Source organism: Pseudogracilibacillus sp. SO30301A (assembly GCF_037072025.1).
Lineage (GTDB): Bacteria > Bacillota > Bacilli > Bacillales > Amphibacillaceae > Pseudogracilibacillus.
Map to the genome: position 1 here is coordinate 149040 of NZ_JAXHDD010000002.1, position 21913 is coordinate 170952.

The following is a 21913-nucleotide window of genomic DNA, read 5'->3' on the forward strand; positions in this document are numbered from 1 at the left end:
TTGCACAAGGAGGTTGTATATATGACTCATCTTACAAAATCCAGAATATCACTTACAAACTTAAGTGAAAATTTTGAAGAAGTAGACCCAGGATTAACAAATCAAGAAGCGATCGAAGAAGCATATCGATGTCTTTACTGTTATGATGCGCCATGTATTACCGCATGTCCAACTGGAATTGATATTCCTACTTTTATAAAAAAGATTGCATCAGGAAATTTAAAAGGGTCTGCTAAAACAATTATGACAGAAAATGCTGTTGGAGCTAGCTGTGCGCGTGTTTGCCCAACGGAAGAATTATGTGAAGGAGCTTGTGTACTCAATCATTCTACTGAACCGATCATGATCGGAAATCTACAGCGTTATGCCACTGACTGGGCGATTAAAAATGAGCAAGTTCTGTTTAAGCCCGAAAAGAAAAATGGGAAGTCCGTTGCAGTCATAGGTGGAGGTCCAGCTGGTTTATCTGCTGCTAGAGAACTTGGACTTTTAGGCTATGATGTAACGATCTTTGAATCAGAAGAAGAAGCAGGTGGACTTAATTCGTATGGAATTGTTTCATTTAGGCTTCCTCAAACAATATCGTTTTGGGAAGTGGAACAAGTTGAACGTCTAGATGTAGACATTCGTACAAATACAACTGTTGGTAAAGATATTACGGTTGATGAAATTCTTGATAACTATGACATTGTAATTCTAGCAGTAGGTATGTCAAAAGTCCCTAATTTAGGAATAAGTGGTGAAAATTTAGAAGGGGTCTATGATGCAATTGAATTTGTAAAAGATACAAAGACAAAACCTTTATCAGATAAATTTTTAGGAAAAAATGTCGTTGTTATTGGTGCAGGTAATACTGCAATTGATGGTGCGACATGTTCCGTTCGATTAGGTGCAGAGAATGTAAAGATTCTCTATAGGCGTACGGTAGATGAAATGACAGCGTACGACTTTGAGTATGAGTTTGCTAAGCAAGATGGGGTTGAATTTAGATGGTTGACTACTCCAACAAAAATTATTGGTGATGAACATGGCCGTGTAACTGGAATTGAATGTATCAAAATGGCGTTAGGTGAACCTGGAGAAGATGGGCGACGCCGTCCAGTTCCAATTGAAGGATCTGAATTTACTATTAAGGTAGATGCTGTTATTAAGGCGATCGGACAATCTAGATATATCGATCTCATTGACCAATTTGGCTTAAAACATCATGACGGAGTCGTGACAGTTGACTCGGAGTCATTTCAAACGTCGAATGAAAAAGTATTTGCATGTGGAGACGTTATTTTTGGGAAAGGCCAAGGGGAAGCGATGGTTGTTTCAGCGGCTCAGCAAGGTAAAGAAGTAGCTTATGCAGTCCATAAAATGTTGTTCAAAAATGTTTCAGAGCCAGCATAGTCAAGGTTACATAGGAATGTAGCCTTCCATTGGGTTAAAAGAAGATTGCTATTTTCGTTTTAATAACGAGAGGAGGTAAAAAGATGGCAGATTTACGTATAAATATTGCGGGAATTGAATCACCTAATCCATTTTGGTTAGCTTCTGCTCCTCCAACGAATTCAGGTTATCAAGTTCAACGTGCATTTGAAGCAGGTTGGGGTGGAGCTGTTTGGAAAACACTAGGGGATCCGATTCTTAATGTAACATCACGATTCGCCGCAGTTAGTTTTAATGGGCAAAAAGTGGCAGGATTTAATAATATCGAGCTTATAACTGATCGACCGCTAGAAGATAATTTAAAGGAAATCTATGAAACGAAAAAACTTTTCCCAAATCATACAATCATTGCTTCATTAATGGTCGAACCGAAGCAGGAAAAATGGCATGAGATTGTAAAGCAGGTTGAGGATGTCGGAGTAGATGGCTTAGAACTTAACTTTGGCTGCCCTCACGGAATGGCTGAAAGGGGTATGGGTTCGGCTTCGGGTCAGGTGCCCGAATTAGTGGAAAAACAAACATATTGGACAAAAGAGGCTGCAAAAACACCTGTAATTGTAAAGCTAACCCCAAATATAACAGATATTACGTATACAGCTGAAGCGGCTGTAAATGGTGGGGCCGATGCGATTAGTATGATTAATACAATAAATAGCTTGGCAGGTGTTGATCTGGATACATGGAATACAATCCCCCATGTTGGTGGTAAAGGAGCGCATGGAGGCTACTGTGGACCTGCCGTAAAACCAATTGCTCTGAATATGGTTGGTGAATGTGCTAGACATCCTCGAATAAATGTCCCAATCTCAGGGATTGGCGGGATCTCTAATTGGCAGGATACGGTTGAATTTATGTTGATGGGTTCATCTTGTGTACAAGTCGCTACAGCAGCTATGCATCATGGGTTTAGAATTGTAGAAGATATGATTGAGGGATTAGATAATTATTTAGAAGAAAAAGGAATAACCTCAGTGATGGACATAGTCGGAAAATCTGTTCCTAAATATTCCGATTGGGGAGACCTAGATCTTAACTACGAAATCGTTGCAAGAATTAACAATGATGTCTGTATTAACTGTAATAAATGTTATATTGCCTGTGAAGATACGGCTCATCAATGTATCGATATGTTAAAAGATGAAAATGGAAACGACATGTTAAGAGTAAGGGAAGAAGATTGTGTCGGATGTAATTTATGTTCCATTGTTTGTCCAGTAGATGGTGCAATTGACATGATAGAAATACCAAATGAGCTCCCTGTAATGACATGGAATGATCGCCAAGCTGCTCTAGGTGCTGTAGGTTGTGAAGTTGATGTTGTAGATAAACTTTCTAAGGGGTGATAGTGTGAAAACAAAATCAGTGAAACACTTCTATGTACAATATTTCTAAGGGCACACCAAATAAGCCACAAAAAATGCACTTTTTTAGTGGTTATCTGATGATTGTAATCACTGAATCCCGTCAGTGCGCTGAATAATTTTGTAATTCGCTGAATAATCGTAAATCCCGCTGAATGTCAAAGGGTTTGCGCTGAATAATCGGTCAGATCGCTGAATTATAGACTGAAACCGCTGAATCTCGTCAGTGCGCTGAATAATTTTGTAATTCGCTGAATAATTGAATATCCCGCTGAATGTCATGGGGTTTGCGCTGAATAATCGGTCAGATCGCTGAATTATAGACCGAAACCGCTGAATCGCGTCAGTGCGCTGAATAATTTTGTAATTCGCTGAATAATCGTAAATCCCGCTGAATATCATAGGGTTCGCGCTGAATAATCGGTCAGATCGCTGAATTATAGACTGAAACCGCTGAATCCCGCCAGTGCGCTGAATAATTTTGTAATTCGCCGAATAATTGTAAATCCCGCTGAATATTATGGGGTTTGCGCTGAATAATCGGTCAGATCGCTGAATTATAGACTGAACCCGCTGAATCGCGTCAGTGCGCTGAATAATTTTGTAATTCGCTGAATAATTGTAAATCCCGCTGAATATCATAGGGTTCGCGCTGAATAATCGGTCAGATCGCTGAATTATAGACCGAAACCGCTGAATCCCGCCAGTGCGCTGAATAATTTTGTAATTCGCTGAATAATTGAAAATCCCGCTGAATATCATGGGGTTTGCGCTGAATAATCGGTCAGATCGCTGAATTATAGACTGAAACCGCTGAATCCCGTCAGTGCGCTGAATAATTTTGTAATTCGCTGAATAATTGAAAATCCCGCTGAATGTCATGGGGTTTGCGCTGAATAATCGGTCAGATCGCTGAATTATAGACTGAAACCGCTGAATCGGTGTTAACTCACCGGAGGTTGTGGTAATGATGGTAGCGATTAAAAGCGTTTGTGCACATCAATGCCACAACAAATAGGATAGACGACTTTCATGGGACTTCGCTCCTTTCTATAAGTAGCGGAGAGGTAGTGACTGATCGGGGTAGCATTTAACTAGATTTGTTAAAACAATGATTAGTGTGCGGACTCTAAGTTCCACTCATTTGTGCTTGAAAGCCCCGACCTTACACTGGTTTATATGCTGGTTCAAACAAACGAGGTTTCCTACAACTCACCTCAGCGTGCTTTGTAGTATGCCTCTCCTAACTCTATTATAAACGAAAATCCGCATTCGTTTTCATTACTATTTGACTCGAAGAGCGGAGCGAGTCGAGATGGAGGTTTTTATGAGAAAAATAATAAAAAATGGAACAATAGTCACGGCGGCAGATACGTTTAAAGCGGATATTTTGATTGAAAATGGTGTCGTTAGTCAAATTGGAAAAAATCTATCAACCAGTGATGCTGAAGTAATTGACGTAGAGGGACACTATGTTTTTCCAGGTGGAGTGGATCCTCACACCCATCTTGAGATGCCATTTGGTGGAACAGTGACAAAAGATGACTTTGAAACGGGTACAATAGCCGCAGCTTTTGGTGGAACGACAACCGTCATTGACTTTTGCTTAACAAATAAGGGGGAACCTTTAAAAGACGCAATTAACACATGGCATGGGAAATCAAATGGGAAGGCGGTTATTGACTACGGCTTTCACTTGATGATTGGTGAAGTAAATGACGATGTTTTGGCAGAGCTTCCATCTGTTATTGAAAATGAAGGAATTACTTCTTTTAAAGTTTTTATGGCCTATAAAAATGTTCTTCAAGCAGATGACGAGACACTTTTTCAAACATTAGTAGCTGCAAAAGATCTTGGTGCACTCGTAATGGTTCATGCTGAAAATGGAGATGTCATCGATTATTTAGTAAAAAAAGCTTTAAAAGAAGGAAACACCGATCCGATTTATCATGCACTAACAAGACCGTCGGAGATTGAAGGAGAGGCGACAGAGAGAGCGGCGGTATTTACCGGGCTAGCCGAATCACAAATTTATATTGTACATGTAACATGTGAGGAGGCTGCCAGAAAAATTGCCGAAGCAAGGGAGAAAGGAATTGATATATGGGGTGAAACATGTCAACAGTATTTAGTACTTGACCAAACGTATTTAGAAAGGGAAAACTTTGAAGGGGCTAAATATGTTTGGTCACCACCTTTACGTGAAAAATGGCACCAAGACGTACTGTGGAAGGCATTAAAGAATGGTCAACTTCATACGGTTGGATCAGATCAATGCTCTTTTGATTTTAATGGACAGAAAGATTTAGGTAGAAATGATTTCTCTAAAATTCCAAATGGAGGACCAAATATTGAAGATCGTATAAGTATTATGTTCTCAGAAGGTGTTAAAAAAGGAAAGATCACATTAAATCAATTTGTTGATATAACGTCAACAAGAGCGGCTAAATTATTTGGATTATATCCGAAAAAGGGCACCATTGCTGTTGGAGCGGATGCGGATATTGTTATTTTCGATCCAAACATGGAAAGAATTATTTCAGCTGAAACGCACCATATGGCAGTTGACTATAGCGCTTATGAAGGAATGAAAGTAACCGGAGAACCTGTTTCTGTATTGTCTCGAGGAGAATTTGTTGTAAGGGATAAGAAGTTTGTTGGAAAGATAGGGTCCGGCCAGTATTTGAAACGTGCAAAATATGGTGAAAACTATGAAGCAGAAAATAAAACATACACGATGTAATCCTTTGTCCAAAGATGAATTAGTGGGGAAGACTATCTCTTCCCCGCCTCATTCGGAATGCTACAGGCATGATTTTATGAATAGTTCTCTGAATATTTAAAAATTTTTCGTTAAAAAGAGGTGGGAATGATGTAAAGTCAGGGGATTTATTACTAAATTATTCTGGTAAAAGATCTATCTGAGCAAATTGAGTAATCTAGATTATACTAATTTTTAGATCCTAATCTGATTTTTAAATGGATATGTCAATCCAGATTATAAAAGCGCATTTTTAAGATTACGTAAGAAAACTTGGCATTTGTTAAAGAAAACATGTCCTTATCACTAGGGGGATGCCAACGTAGGCACAAAGCCTGTTCTGAGTCGGCCTTCCTAAAGAGCCGTTAACGGCGGTGACTAGGTGATGTTGCATCTCTAGAGTGCAGCATTTTACGGCGAGAGTATGAGTTGCACTTACTGTGATTGGCGTGTCAGTACTGGCGCCTGAGACAAACGCTTTACAGTAGGATGAACGATAAGTGCAAATGCTCTTCGATGGGACGAGTAAGCGCAGTCCCAGGACGCCCGCGTTCTTAGCCAGTGAGCGAGTCAAGAAAGGATGTATACTTTATTAACTGCTAGGAAAAACAAACATCTTTGCTAAATATTCAGAGGGTCATAAAAAAGAAGACGAATCTATTTCTTTCGTCAAAAAAATGAGGGAATGGAGAATGGTGATGAAAAATATTGATTATTTAAAATCCCCTGATTTACTGCCGTCTACCCACAGTGAGAGGGTAGTTGGAACATTTGGATTCGGGGTTATGTGGGTAGGTATGGCTATCGTAATTTCGGCGTTTGCTATTGGTGGAGCAGGTATGGCGAACTTATCACTTTTCTGGGTCCTGGTCGCCTCCATTGTTGGTTGTGTTCTGATTGGACTTTTTATGACAATCACGTCAGATGTTGGAATTGAGCACGGCTTGTCATTCCCAGTATATATACGAGCACCTTTTGGAACAGTTGGTACGCATATTCCTGCACTAATAAGGGCTATAACAGCGTCACTATGGTTTGGGATTAACACGTATTTTGGTGCGACAGCTATGAACGCTATATTCAATATACTTTGGGGATTTGATAACTGGTTTCTCTGTTTCATCCTATTTATTGCCGTCCAATTATTGAATACAATACTTGGGATTAAAGCAATTGAAAGATTTGCTAATTTAGCAGCTCCTACTGTTATTATTATCGCCATATGGATGTATGTAGTCTTAGGTCGAGAAGCTGCCGCTGTTGACCGCAATGTATGGACATGGATCGAGGAACCTGTTTCAGCTGGCTTAATGTTTACCGCTTTTATGTTAATTGTTACAGGGACGATGGGGTACTGGGCTACACTCGCAAATGATCTAATGAATATATCACGATATGTAACAGCGCCAAAGCTTGAAAGAAGTTGGTGGAAGCGAAATAAAGGTATATGGGTAGGTAGTATCATTGTTATGCCTATTGTCCAAACTTTTGTTGTTGCAATAGGTGCAGTTGCTTATATTGCTGTAGGCGATTATGACCCTGTTGCAGCCATCCAATTACTTTCAACAAGTGGTATTGTTTTAGCGGTCTTGTTTCTTATGATTGTATTTGCACAATGGTCCACAAATACACCAGCAAACGTCGTACCTGCTGCAACAGTATTTTCTAATGTAGGTGGTCCAAAAGTGCCGTATTATCTCGGAGTAATTATAGCTGGTGTTATTGCTGTGATATCAAGACCATGGACAATTCTCGATGTGATTATTCCATTCTTAGTCATTAGTGGTGCTATTTTATCTGCAACAGTTGGTATTATCATTGTTGATTATTATATCATCCGTAAGCGCAGACTTAATGTTCCTGACTTATATGAAAGTGATGGTCAATATCGATTCCATAAAGGAATAAACTGGGCTGGAATGATTTCCTTTGTAGTTGGTGGAGGTGTTGCTCTGCTCTTCCAAACATATTCTTTCTTTGTTGGATGTTTCATCGCAGGGCTCGTCTATTACTTTTTAGCTAAGTATTGGTGGTTCAAAAAATATAAACAAGCGGAACTTGAAGACCCTAGTGATGAGAAGTATTTAGGGATAACGGTTGGACGTGAATGGGAGATTGATCTCAAATTAGAACCTGATGTTGTCTCGGACACACCCGCTGAATCAAAAGCATGATCGATGATTTAGAAGAAAAAGAGTAAAAAAACATTTTAGAGGGAGTGGTAGCGAAATGAGTGAGTACAAAACATTTTTACAAGAAAGGGATCGAATAGACTTTTTGATACAAAAGGGGTATAAAATTACGAATGTTACTGAAAATTTAAACGGTTCCTTTGTAGAATTTGAAAACGCTGATGAAAAAGAGACGTTACACATAATAACTCCCGAAGGCAGGAAATACTTTGTAGTTGTTTTGATCAATCAACAAAAAGAAGGAGCTTAAACATACTACTTGAATGATTGAAGGTGTAACTTGTCACTTCAAATCTAAGAGGTTGTTTTGGTGACCTAAAGTTAACCTTAGATTTTAAGAGGTGGCAAGTGTTGTTGTTATTTAATCTTCGTGGAGAATGTGCATTAAATTCGAATAAGGGGTGGTAAAGATATGAATAAAAATTTACTTCTTGTTAAAAAGGAAACTGTTCAAGAAAAACTAGAGAAATTTGCGGACTTTGGACGTACTGAAAATAATGGGGTAACACGTCTAGCATTATCTGAAGAAGACCGTTTGGCTCGCGATTATTTTTGTGATTACTGCAGAAAGCTAGGCTTAAAAGTTGAGATAGATGATATGGGAAATATATACGGAACTTTAGCAGGAGCCCGAGATAAACCGCCAATTGTAATTGGTTCACATCTCGACTCTGTAAAAAAGGGCGGAAGATTCGATGGAGTTCTAGGGGTTATCACCGGCCTCGAAGTAATTGAGGCTTTGATAGAAAATGATATTACCCCACAAATACCAATTACTGTTGTAAATTTCACCAATGAAGAAGGGGCTAGATTTGAACCATCTATGATGTCCTCTGGTGTACTTGCAGGAAAATTTGATAAACAGGACATGATGATGTCTGAAGATGTTGATGGCGTTACATTTAAAGAAGCTCTTGATTCTATTAATTATGTTGGCTCAATTGAAAATCGGTTAAATGATGCTACTGCATTTTTGGAACTACATATTGAACAAGGGCCTGTTCTAGATCATCATTCTATTTCGATAGGTGTCGTTGAATGTGTAGTTGGTATGGTATGTTATGAATTAGAAATAAGCGGTGAGTCCAATCATGCAGGAACGACTCCAATGAATATGAGAAGAGATGCACTTTTCGTAGCAAATGATTTGATCTCTTCAGCAAGAGAGCAATTGGGTAGGTTAGATGATCAATTAGTATTCACGATGGGGAGAATGGATGTACATCCGAATATTCATACAGTTATACCAAATAAAGTAGTGTTTACCATTGAAGCAAGACATAAAGATCCCGGGGTAATGAAACAAGTTGAAGCAATTATTGAAAATTTGGCTAAGTCTCCTTCACGGGATATAGCAACTATCGAAATTAAAAAATTATGGGATAGAGATACAGTATGGTTTGAACCACGTCTCCGTGATGCGGTTGAGCAGGCGGCAAACGCATTGAATTACTCAAATAAAAGAGTAGTAAGTGGAGCTGGCCATGATGCCCAGTTCATAGCCAGTTATATCCCTTCAACGATGATTTTCGTTCCGAGTATAAATGGAAAAAGTCATATGGAAAACGAAATGACCGACATAGATGATTGTGTGAAAGGGATTAATGTCATGCTGAATACTGTATTGAATTTATTGGAGAAAAACTAATGGAATTAAACGTGAATTAAATGGTCACTGAGCAACAAAGAAAAAACATATCATGATTATTTATTTGAAAAGCACCTAAACTTGGTGCTTTTTCTATTTTTCAAATACTCGCAGGTCTTCTAGTTCTAACTATCCAAGGAGGGATAGTACTTTCTGAGACATCCATAAAAACCTCCTAGTTCGAACAGGTCATTTGTTGTAAAAAAGCAAATAAAGCTTTGAAACAGCCTGTTTTCTTTGGTAAAATTATCCACAAGTTATGTGGAAGGAGTGTAGCCAATATGTCTATGGATTTTTCAGCAAAAATTCGAGAAACGGAAAGTGTGATTCGTAGACTTTCAGGTGAGATCAGTAGCCATCGTTATGATGTAGAACGGCTTCGCCAAACAAAAGCTCGACTTATCCGGTATTATGATCATTTCATCGAAAAATCAGAACATGTTTCGAAACCTTCATTGACAAAAAACACTTGGAATGGTGAATTGGCAAATGAATTCCTGTCTTTTAGGCAATACGAATGGAAAAAAAGTTATTTAGCGATTCCAAATAAGCAACTGAGTAAACGTATAGAAGAAATTGAGCAACGAATCAATCAGATCGACTCAAAAATTATTCGTCTAGAAAATCAAGTCAATGGGAAAAGAGTTCATTTAAGTTATTTAGAAAGCAGGTATAGGGAGGTGTTAACGTAAATGGAAATTAAAATTACAGAAGCCCCAATAAGACAATCTGTGAATGCACTGTCTACTTCTACCCAGGCTTTATCATCATCCATATCGACTATAGAAGGAGAAAGTCAGCTGGAATGTATCGCAAAAATAAACGAAATTAATCAGACATATATATTAATCTTAGAACAGTACAAAGCATTACTATTACAAAATAGTAATGTTACGGAAGATACAGTAGAAGCACTAATCGAAAAGGATCGAGGGATAGCAGACGCAATTCTTTTAAACTCACAAAAATAGTTTCATCCTTCCATCTTGGCTTGAACTTAAAATATGTAAAAAGGACGGTCATTTTCGTGAAGGTTTTAGATGTTAAAAGTTTGGATAGTGGAATGCAGTCTATTCAAAAAGATATAGAAACGATCCAAGCTCAAATCTCAGCGATTCAACGAGCTGTAAGAGGGATTACAGAATTAGAAGCAGAGTTAAAAGGCAAAACAGGGGAGGCAATCCGATCTTTTTATCAACATGTTCATCAAACGTTTCTTATTTTTCTACACCAATCATTAACCGATTATACGTTCATACTTAAAGATATAAAAACATCTGTCAGTAATTTTGAAGGGGATAACAGTGGATTTCTCCATGAAGGTTTTATTAGCGAAGACGTTACAAATGGAATAGACAGAGCGGAGGAGATGACGTATGATTTAATTAACATAATTAATAAAGAAATGAACAGCGTCTCGGACATTATCTCCCTTAGCCCATTAAATATGGATGAGTTTAGCCATTATGCAAGTAAAGGCAGAGAACATTCTACAAAAGTGATAGAAGAGTTGTACGAGCTCGATTATCAACAAACGAAAGATTTAGAAGGTGTAGATAAGGATCTCAATTTACTACAAAGCTATCTGAATGAAATGAAGATTACATATGGGGATAGTAGCGCCATCCCGAACTTCAACCCTTTGTCCGCATTTGAAATGCCGACGTATAAGAAAGTGAAGGAAAAGGTGTTTGGAAAGTCAATTTCCATTCAGAGCGAAGATTTACGGCAACTGATAAATATGAAATACGATTTATATACATATAAAGGTATTGGGCTCGGAATATGGGATATAGTTAGCGACATTGCTCAAGGTACTTACCAATTAATAACCGATCCCGAAAGTGTGGTAAATGAACTCGGTTATATGATTTTACATCCTGTTGAAACTGGAAAATACATGATAGAAGCTATCATAAGTTCATTTGAACGGGATGTTATTAATGGAGACAATGAAAGCCGTGCCCGATGGACCACATATGCCGTTGGAACAGTGGCAGAAACTGTATTAGGCACAAAAGGTGTTTTTGCTGGATTACGGATTTCGCGAACAGGATCTAAAATAAGTAATATTAAATCAAAAGACGTAAATAACACTGGTCAATCAAACATTTTTTATTATCCCACAAACGATTTAGCATTCGCAGGGGTCTATGACACAGTGCCTTATAATGTGTATAATCTGAATAAAATAAAAGAACAATTAACAAAAGGTTCCACAAATCTGAATTTTAAGATGGATGGGAAGGGCACAAGTAAAAATATTAAAAATTATAGAAAGACATTTTTTGATGAATACCCTGAACTTGAAGGAAGTGTGGTAGTTCATCATGCTATTGAGCAACAAGTTCTAAAAAAATATCCAAATCTGTTTACACTTGACGAAATTCATGCTCTAGAAAACCTTAGAGGAATACCAAAAAAAATAAACAGTGATATTCACTTATCAAAACTAAGAAAAGATTGGAATAGATTTTACAGAAATCACCCTAATCCTACAAAAGAAGAAATAATAAATTATATGATTGAGTTGGATAAAAAATATGGTGAAAATTTTAATCCACCAATAAAAAATTGATGTATATATTGGGAAGGACGATAACTAATGATATTATATTTTTTAGAACCAGAAGTGTCTGGTGGTCATGGCGAACATACAATTTATGGAACAGAAGAGGATGTTGCAAAAGAGGGGATATCAGGGAAAATAAGGTTCTTGCATTATGAGTTTGAGGGGTGGCTAGGAGATGACCTTTTAGAGTCAACACCTGCCTTTATCGTATCAAGAAATCTAGAAGATGAATTAAAAAAGAGTGAATTTAAAGATTATAAATTAGAAAAATGTCTGATAACTATGTCCGATGTATTTATGGAACTGTATCCTAATAAAAAACTTCCTTCTTTTGCAAGGTTTATTCCCCTTGGTACTGTTGAAGTAGAAGGAGAGCATTTCAATAATTGGTCTGGACATCACTTTTGCCTATCATCAAAAGGAGAGCTTGTGGTAACTAAAAAGGCTTTAGACTTTTTAAAGAAATTTTCTATTAAATATTGTGATATTACAAGCCTAATACAATCATAACTCAAAATACCTTAGAGGACTTTTCATCCTCTAAGGTATTATTTTAATAGGGAGTGTCAAAGAAATAATTCGTTCAATTAGTATGTAAAAATTGTGCTGGTAATTCATCTACTATCAAATTCATACGATACTTTCGCTTTCTCCCTGTCTTTATATATCTTTGCAACTTTCTCGTACAAAAGAACGAATTACCTTATTTAAATGCTACTACCTTGATTAACTCCTAAACATCAATGTCTAGCACATTGCAAACCAATTCTTATGTTGATAGATAAACTCTGCCTATATTGTTTAAACAAAAAATGGTTAATCGTATTAAGGCGTGGGCCAGTCATTTGAGAAAGGTCAATTAGGAATGACAAAGGACGACAAGCAAATGTCAAATACTTGGTTGTTGGGGGAGAAAACAGGAAATGATAGAATATTTGACGCTGTTGCGGATAAAGATTTAGCGTTTAAAATAACAATTGCATTAAAAGAAAATGAAGTAATGAGAGTATTATCAAAAATTGATCATAACGGAAATGTAAAAACTTATAGACTGGATGCAAATGGAAATATAATAGCAGAATGGCCATAATTTAATACAGGAGGAGTCCGTTGTAATGAGAGATCATCTCTGTGTAGAAGGAAATTGTAAGGATGGATTAGAATACAAGCAAAAATTTATAAATTATTATAGTGATAGAATACAAAGTATTAAAGAAGATATTAAAAATGAGAATCAAAAGCTTCCTAAAGATAGCAAAAGTATTATCGAAGAATCTTATTTAAGCAATTTTTCATCTAAGATAGATGTGATTAGAGGAAAGTATTCTTTGGGACAAAGCAATATATCTATTGAAAACGATTTTAATTGTGCAATTAGTGATTTGGATTACATAGGGAATAGAGAAGTTGCATATCTAAAACTACTTTGGGCTATATCTTTGGGACTTTTACTGGAAACAGATAAACAAAATATGAAAAGACTCGCCAAAATAGTTGAAAGACAGAATATGGAAGACTTCGTCGTTGATTATTTACTATTAGCTAGTGATATTGGTTGGAAAAAAGTAAGGAACATCTTTGAGAAGGAGGTCCCTTACACAAATACAAAAGAAATTATCGAACTCGCAGAAGCAGATAAAAAAGAGGCCTCTAAAAGACTTCAAACATACATGGAGAACGAATGGTTTCAGGGACACTACGATTATGAGTGGAGAAATGCGCATAAAAGACGTGGATATCTAGGGTTCTGGAGCTTTGAAACAGCAGCCATCGCTAAAATCTTAAAGCTTGATGACTCTACCCTTAAAGATAACAACCACTATCCGTATGATTTGGTGCATTACAAAAATTCTATGACATTTAAAGACTTTACGCTAAGTAAATATTTAATTGAGACGGACATAGAAGAACCTGAAGATTGGGAAGAAGGAATAGAAAACAATCCAGCATTAGAAAAAATTATTCCAATCAAATGGCATTCTTTTGTAAATGAATTAATTTCAGATTATCAAACGTTGGATGACGATCAATTTTACGAAAAATATAAAGAACCAATGGAGTTAAACCAAATTTGGTTTTTTAAAGATGAGTATAAAGAAGAAAACAAAGAAAAAAACCTATTAGGAAGTTTAATTGTTTTTGCCCTGACACAAAGAGACTTTATCTTGCAGCTGGATTATAAGGACGATTTAGAAGACTACGTTCATATTATAAAAAATTTCTGGAAGGAATCCGAGACGAAACTTATTCAATTCATGTTGGATAATGACCAAAATTATTATGCATTAGTACCCAAAGATGTAGACATAAGAAATATGTATGAAGTTATTGTTAAAGATGTAGGATAGAGTGATACGTATCGGATGAAGTATTATTAGACAAGACCTTGATTGGGTAAAGTCCCTTCGAGGTCTTTTTGTTAGATTACCTAGTCCCTAATAAATAGACTTGAGCTTATGATCCTGGAAAAGGCACAGGAACAGCAATTCGAATGTCTAAAAACATTTCGCGGCTGATCAGTATAAAAAATGGCAGCCCTGTTATCGGAGTAAACATATTCTCCAACATTCCCAAAAACGATTTAGCATTCGCAGGAGCCTATGACACAGTGCCTTATAATGTGTATAATCCGAATAAATTACTAGATCAAACCAAGTAGAAAGAGTATTATCAAGAGTTGGATAGTAATTGGAATGTAAAAACTTATAGGCTTGATACAGATGGTAACAAATTAGGAGAATGGGCATAATTTAACTGAGAGGAACCGGCTAAATGAGAGATTATTTATGTAAAGAAGAAGATTGCAAAGAAGGAATAGAAATATACAGAGAAACTATCAAAGATAATCGAAAGAAGATTAAAAGTTTAGAAGAAGATATTAAAAATGGAATCCAAAGATATCCAAGAGATAACAGAGAAATTATAGAATTATCATATTTAGATAATTTACTATATGGAATGAATAATGTTAGGGCAAAATTTTCTATAGGAAAAAATGTCCATACAATAGAAAAAGATTTTGAAGAGGCGATTAATGATTTAGAAAATATAGGGAGGAAAGAAGTCGGCTATTTAAACTTACTTTGGACGATATCTCTTGGCATTTTATTAGAAACCGACAAGCTAAACATGGAAAGACTCGCCAAAGTAATCGAAAGCCAGAATGTAGAAGACTTTGTCATAGATTACCTGCTATGTGCTAGCGATATTGGTTGGACAAAAATCAGGAACACTTATGATAAGGAAATTCCATATGCAAAAACGAAGGAAATTATCGAACTCGCAGAAGCAGATAAAAAAGGGGCTTCTAAAAGACTTCAAACATACATGGAGAACGAATGGTTTCAAGGACACTACGATTACGAGTGGAGAAATGCGCATAAAGAACCTGGATATGTGGGGTTCTGGAGTTTTGAAACTGCCGCCATCGCAAAAATATTAGAACTTGATGACTCTAGCCTCAAAGATAACAACCACTATCCATACGATTTGGCACATTATAAAAATTCTATGAAATTTAAAGACTTTACATTAAAAGAATATTTAATTGAGAGCGACACAGAAGAACCAGAAAATTGGGAAGAAGGAATAGAAAACAATCCAGCATTAGAAAAAATTATTCCAATTAAATGGCATTCTTTTGTAAATGAATTAATCCTAGATTATCAAACGTTGGATGACGACCAATTTTATGAGAAATATAAAGAACCAATGGAGTTAGACCAAATTTGGTTTTTTAAAGATGAGTATAAAGAAGAAAACAAAGAAAAAAACCTGTTAGGAAGTTTAATTGTTTTTGCCCTAACACAAAGAGGCTTTATCCTGCAGCTGGATTATAAGGACGATTTAGAAGACTACGTTCATATTATAAAAAACTTCTGGAAGGACTCCGAGACGAAACTTATTCAATTCATGTTGGATAATGACCAAAATTATTATGCATTGGTACCCAAAGATGTAGACATAAGAAATATGTATGAAGTTATTGTTAAAGATGTAGGATAGAGTGAAGCGTATCGGATAAAGTATTATTTAGACAAGACCTTGATTGGGTAAAGTCCCTTCGAGGTCTTTTTGTTAGATTACCTAGTTCCTAATAAATAGACTTGAGCTTATGGCCCTGGAAAAGGCACAGGCACAGCAATTCGAATGTCTAAAGACATTTCGCGTCTGAACAGTATAAAGAATGGCAGCCCTGTTATCGGAGTAAACATATTCTCCAACATTCCCAAAAACGATTTAGCATTCGCAGGGGCCTATGACACAGTGCCTTATAATGTGTATAATCCGAATAAATTACTAGATCAATTATTAATGAAAAGTACAGGGAATGCTGGGAGTTGGAATAAGAAATAAGTGTAAATGATTTCAATCCAAAAACAGCCACAAATAAACAAAAAGGAAACTATGGTGAAATCATATCTAGTGGCAATTTATTAATTAATCCAAGTCTAAAAGATGCTGGCTACGACTTAAAGCCAGTTGGAAGAGATGCACCATCAAGCATTGATGATAAACTAACAAAAGGGAAAGACGAATTAAATGAAAATACAAATCCCGCTTCAAATATCAAATATGTGATAGATGAAGCGAAGTTCGGCAAAGGTCAATTAGGAATGACAAAGGACAACAAGTAAATGTCAAATACTTGGTTGTTGGGGGAGAAAACCATAAGGAATAGGACTTTAAAAGCCGTTGATGGAGATGAAGAATTAGCTGCTAAAATCATATGGGCATTAAAAAAGATGAAGTAGAAAGAGTTTTGTCAAAAGTTGATAGGAATGGGGAGGTAAAAACTATTAGACTGGATAAACGTGGTAATCAAATTGGTGACAGGCCATAAATGAAGGAGGATTAATTAATTGCAATGAGAGATTATCTGTGTAAAGAAGGTAATTGTGAAAAAGGATTGCGATTCTATAAATTAATGATTAAATTAAATACAGAAGATATAAAAAATATTAAAGAAGATATAGAAAATGGGATTCAAAAACACCCTAGAGATAACCGAAGTATTCTTGAAATCTCCTATTTAGACATTTTTTCATCAATAATAGATACGATAAGAGGGAAATATTCTTTAGGAGAAAAAATTAGTTTATTAGAAAATGACTTTAATAATGTATTTAGTAATTTAGATTATATAGGCAATAGAGAAGTACCCTATCTAACTCTACTTTGGGCAATATCTTTGGGAATATTGCTAGAAACGGACAAACAAAATATAAACAAGCTATCCGAGGTAGTGAAAAGACAGGACGTAGAGGATTTTGTGATTGATTACTTACTTTTTGCTTGTGATATTGGCTGGACACAAATAAGAAGCACTTATGATAAGGAAGTTCCATACCGTTATACTAGGGAAATTATCGAACTCGCAGAAACGGATAAAAAAGCAGCCTCTAAAAGACTTCAAACATACATGGGGAACGAATGGTTTCAGGGACACTACGATTACGAGTGGAGAAATGCGCATAAAGAACCTGGATATCTAGGATACTGGAGCTTTGAGACTGCCGCCATCGCAAAAATATTAGAACTTGATGACTCTAGCCTCAAAGATAACAACCACTATCCATACGATTTGGCACATTATAAAAATTCTATGAAATTTAAAGACTTTACATTAAAAGAATATTTAATTGAGAGCGACACAGAAGAACCAGAAAATTGGGAAGAAGGAATAGAAAACAATTCAGCATTAGAAAAAATTATTCCAATCAAATGGCATTCTTTTGTAAATGAATTAATTTCAGATTATCAAGCGTTGGATGACGATCAATTTTATGAGAAATATAAAGAACCAATGGAGTTAGACCAAATTTGGTTTTTTAAAGATGACTACAAAGAAGAAAATAAAGAAAAAAACCTGTTAGGAAGTTTAATTGTTTTTGCCCTAACACAAAGAGACTTTATCCTACAGCTGGATTATAAGGACGATTTAGAAGACTACGTTCATATTATAAAAAATTTCTGGAAGGACTCCGAGACGAAACTTATTCAATTCATGTTGGATAATGACCAAAATTATTATGCATTAGTGCCCAAAGACGTAACCATCAGAAATATGTGTGAAGTTATTGTTAAAAATGTAGGATAGAGTGATACGTATCGGATGAAGTATTATTAGACAAGACCTTGATTGGGTAAAGTCCCTTCGAGGTCTTTTTGTTAGATTACCTAGTTCCTAGTATAAGAAGTTGAATTTATCGGCCTTGGAAAAGGCGTAGGTACTGCAGTCCGAACATCAAGAAATATGTCACGAATGAATCAGCTTAATGGAGACCGTGCTCTAGCGATTGAAAAACTAGGTGTTTACACAACGATCATTGAAAATGATCGGTTACTCTCAAGAGAATACCAACCAACAGCGTAAGGTTTAGTTTTAAGTGCTATTAAAGCTTTAAACATATTATTAAATACTAATAATTTAGTGCCATCCGATAAAGAAATATCATTATCATTTAAAAATAAAGCATGATTTTCCGTTGTAATTGTTAACAGTATTGGGTCAAAAAACATATTCTTATCATTATAAAACTTCATGGATTTCACCTGACTCGGGTTTCCTTAATATAAATTTATAAAACAGCGGAAAAATGCAAGCATTGAATAATATCAACAGTGAGCACACCACTAAAGAATAATTTAAATTGATGCTAAATAGTATACCTCCTATAGAGCCACCGATTGCATCGCCAACAAAAAAAGAGGATTGTGATAATCCAAATAACATTCCTATTGCGTATTTTGGATACATATTTAACTCCATCAATTCCTGAGAAATAACTGATCCTGTTAAAAAAAGTGTTCTTATAACAATAATGAATGGAACGATTAGATAATGTAATTTAAACATAAACAATAGTGTTAAAATCCCTACAAGTAATTCGAACCAAAAAAATAGCTTACTTTTTCTCTTATCCACTTCTTTATTTCCAAACAAAGGAGCAAAAATGATAGAGCTAATACCTATCAACGCAATGTACAATCCAATTAAAGTTACCGGTACCCCTTGTTCTTTTAATATTACTGGGAAAAATGGAGTAAATAAACTAACTGAAAGACCTGTAATAACACCGAAGAAAATAACTCCAGTGATTAACTGTTTAGGAACAGATTTTTTCAATTTCTCTTTATCTTTATCAGAGTTTTTTTTATCTTTATCAGAGTTTTTTTTATCTTTATTTAGCTTTGGCACAAATAATATAGTAACTAAACATAAGACAGAAGAAATAATTAACACTGTAACTATTGGATTCTTAAAGATATAAGATAATAACAGAGTAAGTATGCCAGCTATTGATGCTCCTACCGCAGTACCAGTATTACTTCCCGTCTCTTTTAAAGAAACTATAGCTGCTCTGTTTTCTTCATCTCCTATTGAAAGAATCCAATATCTCATAGAAACAATTACTAATGAAGCTCCTAATCCAGCGATAAAACCAGAAATCCCTGCAATAATGAGTGAGTTTGTAAATATTCTTAAAAATAGACCAATTGCATAGACAAAAACTCCAAGCCTAAGTGCAAAACTAGGTGATATGATATCTCCAATTTTTCCGGTAATAAAAGACAGTGCACCTGCGATTGCCATCATTGTATAAGAAAAACCATAGAATGTTAGTGCATTTTGTTCATCAAACCAAAGAGCGTGAACGGTTTTCGAAACTGCCATGCTTAAATAAAATAAAACACTAAAGATTAAAAAAGCTCTAGCTGAAGGGTATTTCTGCATTGTATAAACAAGGTTTTTCATAGAGTCTCCTTACATAGTTTTTTTTCGTTATCTAACAAAAATTTATTTCTAGGATACTTTTTAAGTGCTAACTTTAACACTGCTGTAGCTTCTTCTTCTGATTTAATATTTAGTAGACATTCGGCTTCAATTATTGAAATATTTACATAAAAATCTTCAATTAATTCATCCTCTAAAATATAAGGATGGTCTTTAATTAATTTATAACACTTCTCATAATCGTTTTCTAGCGTATGAGTATAAAGTAAATCGTATAAATACTCGTAGCTTTTATTCGAAAGTATGTATGCATTTTTGAAGCTTTCTTTTGCTAATTGGAATTGACTATCCTGTGCTAAATAATAAATACCCAAATAAGAATGAGTCTCAGGTATATATGGATTTAGATCTTTTGCATACGTCAAATGTTTATATGCTACATCATACTTTTCATTATTTATTAAATATTTAGCATATTCTAAATGGTTTTCTGGATAATATGGATCCATACTTATTAATCTTTCAAAAGCAGAACTAGCTTCCTCAAATCTATTTAAATTTACATAGCATTGAGCTAAGTTATATGTTAATACACTCTCATGTAAGCCGTTGTCTACATTTGATAATTTGCTTTTTTGTAATTTACTTATACCATCTAGTAATATTTTTATCGCTTCTTCTATTTTACCTTTCCTATAGAGTTTTAAAGCATAACCATTTCGATTAAATATCTTGTGAAAACTGGGTTCTTCGTTCTGAAAAGCATTGAAAGCTTCATTTAACAATTCCTCTGCTTTACTAATCGATTGCAAATGTTTCGGATGATGGCGTGCATTTAACAGTTCCAAAACATAGTTAGAATCAATAACTCTTTTTATATTTCCATATCTTTTGCTTTGATTTAAATAATACTCAGCTGTTTCTGTTTCGCCAATTTGCGAATAAGCTATGCCTAGGTCATAGAAATACTCATCACTAGTTTCAATGCCTATTTAAAAGTTTTATACTTGTCCATGCATCACCAACAGATAAAAATTGTCATGCTAATTTATGTATTTTATTTTTATCCCTTGATAAATAAGTTTGTTTAACTGTCTCTAGAGGATTTGCAAGTAGATAATAAATTAGATTTATAAGTGACGGAACCTAGGTTATTTTAATCAATATATCTATAAACAATTTAGAACCAATATCTATTTCTTTAGAGTGATAGATGGTTATTTTCAAATTATCTTTTATCCTACTATTCACTTCATCATTCGTATCTCCCTTTATTAACCATTAATGGAATTTTACACCTTGCCGCAAAACGTTTCAAGCTTGTTTTACAACTATTTTGTAAACTTGTAACTTTGGGAACTATTAGATCATTTAATTACATCTATTAAATATAGGTATGGACTCGAAGGTTGATTAATTAACAAATTATTACTGTTTAAATATTTTATACGTATCAAATTACAATTATAATATTGAATTCAATACTTATCCCGAAATTCCTTCTAAAATAAAGAAATTTTTTTAAAGTACTGATAATAAGAAGTGAGTACTATTTATAATTAGACAATACAAACTTTGGAATAAGCTAATGAGAGTATCATTCGAAAGCAGGATAGACTTTGTATATACAAGCAGGAGTTGGATTGTAAAAAGGGGATTGTTCTAACTAACAACCTGTTGTTTTGATGATGTTTGGTTGATAAAATATGAAAAGAAAAATAATAACGTTTGTGTCTACTTTATACAAAAACATTCCAAAAGTTAGATTTAACCTAACTTTTGGACACTTTTTCCTCAATCTTTTCGCTAAAGAGTTTAACAAAATTTCTACTTTGCACTTTTTAACATTTTTACTTCTGCCTGTGTTTTAAGTAAACCCTCTGATAGAACAGTAATTTTTGCATCAACTATATCGATTCTTTCATTCAATCTTTTTTCTGTGTCAGTTAATTGTTGTGACACTCCTTTTATTTGTTGAGAATATTCTTCTAATTTTTGCGACTGTTCCTTTAATTGTTGGGACAGTTCCATGACAGCTTGAAAAATTGCTTCATTTGTAGTCTCCTTACTCATTTACTTCCCTCCTTATATTTTGAGATATAATTATAATTGGTTGACATACGATGAAATGTACTAAAAAACGGGTAGAGGTTAATGTGATTGGTTTCTATTTTATCAATGGAGTTTTTAATAATGACATCTATTTA

At 35.1% G+C, this 21913-nt stretch carries 18 protein-coding genes; 14 read left to right on the top strand and 4 right to left on the bottom strand.

Annotated elements, in window-relative coordinates:
- The first annotated feature begins 21 nt into the window (after positions 1–21).
- The 14 genes from SPD89_RS02470 to SPD89_RS02535 all read left to right on the top strand — a co-directional run bounded on the left by SPD89_RS02470 (position 22) and on the right by SPD89_RS02535 (position 18068).
- The gene (locus SPD89_RS02470; RefSeq protein WP_336260372.1) at positions 22–1395 is read left to right on the top strand and encodes an NAD(P)-dependent oxidoreductase; all 1374 of its coding nucleotides are present in this window, start codon (positions 22–24) and stop codon (positions 1393–1395) included.
- Positions 1396–1478: 83 nt separating this feature from the next.
- Entirely contained in the window at positions 1479–2777 is a 1299-nt protein-coding gene (preA, locus tag SPD89_RS02475; RefSeq protein WP_336260373.1) for an NAD-dependent dihydropyrimidine dehydrogenase subunit PreA, read from the top strand.
- A 1345-nt stretch (positions 2778–4122) separates the two neighbouring features.
- On the top strand, positions 4123–5538 hold the full coding sequence (gene hydA, locus SPD89_RS02480) for a dihydropyrimidinase (protein ID WP_336260374.1): 1416 nt from the start codon (positions 4123–4125) through the stop codon (positions 5536–5538).
- A gap of 716 nt (positions 5539–6254) precedes the next feature.
- Entirely contained in the window at positions 6255–7730 is a 1476-nt protein-coding gene (locus SPD89_RS02485) for an NCS1 family transporter (protein WP_336260375.1), read from the top strand.
- A 55-nt stretch (positions 7731–7785) separates the two neighbouring features.
- Entirely contained in the window at positions 7786–7998 is a 213-nt protein-coding gene (locus SPD89_RS02490) for a hypothetical protein (protein WP_336260376.1), read from the top strand.
- A 162-nt stretch (positions 7999–8160) separates the two neighbouring features.
- Positions 8161–9396, top strand: a complete 1236-nt coding sequence (locus tag SPD89_RS02495; protein WP_336260377.1) for a Zn-dependent hydrolase — start codon at positions 8161–8163, stop codon at positions 9394–9396.
- Positions 9397–9677: 281 nt separating this feature from the next.
- Positions 9678–10088 carry a YwqH-like family protein gene (locus tag SPD89_RS02500; protein WP_336260378.1) on the top strand — a complete coding sequence of 137 codons (411 nt, stop codon included), beginning with the start codon at positions 9678–9680 and terminating at the stop codon, positions 10086–10088.
- Entirely contained in the window at positions 10089–10367 is a 279-nt protein-coding gene (locus tag SPD89_RS02505; RefSeq protein WP_336260379.1) for a DUF5344 family protein, read from the top strand. It begins immediately after the preceding gene.
- 56 nt (positions 10368–10423) lie between these two features.
- A complete protein-coding gene (locus SPD89_RS02510) occupies positions 10424–11974 on the top strand; it encodes an LXG domain-containing protein (protein ID WP_336260380.1) in 1551 nt (516 codons plus the stop codon).
- Positions 11975–12001: 27 nt separating this feature from the next.
- The gene (locus tag SPD89_RS02515) at positions 12002–12478 is read left to right on the top strand and encodes a hypothetical protein (RefSeq protein WP_336260381.1); all 477 of its coding nucleotides are present in this window, start codon (positions 12002–12004) and stop codon (positions 12476–12478) included.
- Between the two features lie 376 nt (positions 12479–12854).
- Complete coding sequence (locus SPD89_RS02520; protein WP_336260382.1) at positions 12855–13058, top strand: hypothetical protein; 204 nt, start codon at positions 12855–12857, stop codon at positions 13056–13058.
- A gap of 25 nt (positions 13059–13083) precedes the next feature.
- Complete coding sequence (locus SPD89_RS02525; protein ID WP_336260383.1) at positions 13084–14316, top strand: PoNe immunity protein domain-containing protein; 1233 nt, start codon at positions 13084–13086, stop codon at positions 14314–14316.
- 424 nt (positions 14317–14740) lie between these two features.
- Positions 14741–15973, top strand: a complete 1233-nt coding sequence (locus SPD89_RS02530; protein ID WP_336260384.1) for a PoNi-like cognate immunity protein — start codon at positions 14741–14743, stop codon at positions 15971–15973.
- A gap of 862 nt (positions 15974–16835) precedes the next feature.
- A complete protein-coding gene (locus tag SPD89_RS02535) occupies positions 16836–18068 on the top strand; it encodes a PoNi-like cognate immunity protein (protein WP_336260385.1) in 1233 nt (410 codons plus the stop codon).
- A 215-nt stretch (positions 18069–18283) separates the two neighbouring features.
- Here the strand turns inward: SPD89_RS02535 and SPD89_RS02540 are convergent, their stop codons facing one another.
- The 4 genes from SPD89_RS02540 to SPD89_RS02555 all read right to left on the bottom strand — a co-directional run bounded on the left by SPD89_RS02540 (position 18284) and on the right by SPD89_RS02555 (position 21779).
- Positions 18284–18523: a hypothetical protein gene (locus SPD89_RS02540; protein WP_336260386.1), complete on the bottom strand. Its 240-nt coding sequence runs from the start codon at positions 18521–18523 to the stop codon at positions 18284–18286.
- Entirely contained in the window at positions 18501–19727 is a 1227-nt protein-coding gene (locus SPD89_RS02545; protein ID WP_336260387.1) for an MFS transporter, read from the bottom strand. The genes SPD89_RS02540 and SPD89_RS02545 overlap by 23 nt, the downstream gene beginning before the upstream one ends.
- Positions 19724–20554 (bottom strand): tetratricopeptide repeat protein, encoded by an 831-nt coding sequence (locus tag SPD89_RS02550; protein ID WP_336260388.1) that lies wholly within the window; start codon positions 20552–20554, stop codon positions 19724–19726. The genes SPD89_RS02545 and SPD89_RS02550 overlap by 4 nt, the downstream gene beginning before the upstream one ends.
- Before the next feature lie 979 nt (positions 20555–21533).
- A complete protein-coding gene (locus SPD89_RS02555) occupies positions 21534–21779 on the bottom strand; it encodes a hypothetical protein (RefSeq protein WP_336260389.1) in 246 nt (81 codons plus the stop codon).
- Positions 21780–21913 lie beyond the last annotated feature (134 nt).

Coding starts and splice junctions, on each gene's coding strand:
- SPD89_RS02470 (WP_336260372.1), top strand. CDS start 22: ATGACTCATCTTACAAAATCCAGAATATCACTTACAAACTTAAGTGAA.
- preA (WP_336260373.1), top strand. CDS start 1,479: ATGGCAGATTTACGTATAAATATTGCGGGAATTGAATCACCTAATCCA.
- hydA (WP_336260374.1), top strand. CDS start 4,123: ATGAGAAAAATAATAAAAAATGGAACAATAGTCACGGCGGCAGATACG.
- SPD89_RS02485 (WP_336260375.1), top strand. CDS start 6,255: ATGAAAAATATTGATTATTTAAAATCCCCTGATTTACTGCCGTCTACC.
- SPD89_RS02490 (WP_336260376.1), top strand. CDS start 7,786: ATGAGTGAGTACAAAACATTTTTACAAGAAAGGGATCGAATAGACTTT.
- SPD89_RS02495 (WP_336260377.1), top strand. CDS start 8,161: ATGAATAAAAATTTACTTCTTGTTAAAAAGGAAACTGTTCAAGAAAAA.
- SPD89_RS02500 (WP_336260378.1), top strand. CDS start 9,678: ATGTCTATGGATTTTTCAGCAAAAATTCGAGAAACGGAAAGTGTGATT.
- SPD89_RS02505 (WP_336260379.1), top strand. CDS start 10,089: ATGGAAATTAAAATTACAGAAGCCCCAATAAGACAATCTGTGAATGCA.
- SPD89_RS02515 (WP_336260381.1), top strand. CDS start 12,002: ATGATATTATATTTTTTAGAACCAGAAGTGTCTGGTGGTCATGGCGAA.
- SPD89_RS02520 (WP_336260382.1), top strand. CDS start 12,855: ATGTCAAATACTTGGTTGTTGGGGGAGAAAACAGGAAATGATAGAATA.
- SPD89_RS02525 (WP_336260383.1), top strand. CDS start 13,084: ATGAGAGATCATCTCTGTGTAGAAGGAAATTGTAAGGATGGATTAGAA.
- SPD89_RS02530 (WP_336260384.1), top strand. CDS start 14,741: ATGAGAGATTATTTATGTAAAGAAGAAGATTGCAAAGAAGGAATAGAA.
- SPD89_RS02535 (WP_336260385.1), top strand. CDS start 16,836: ATGAGAGATTATCTGTGTAAAGAAGGTAATTGTGAAAAAGGATTGCGA.
- SPD89_RS02545 (WP_336260387.1), bottom strand. CDS start 19,727: ATGAAAAACCTTGTTTATACAATGCAGAAATACCCTTCAGCTAGAGCT.
- SPD89_RS02555 (WP_336260389.1), bottom strand. CDS start 21,779: ATGAGTAAGGAGACTACAAATGAAGCAATTTTTCAAGCTGTCATGGAA.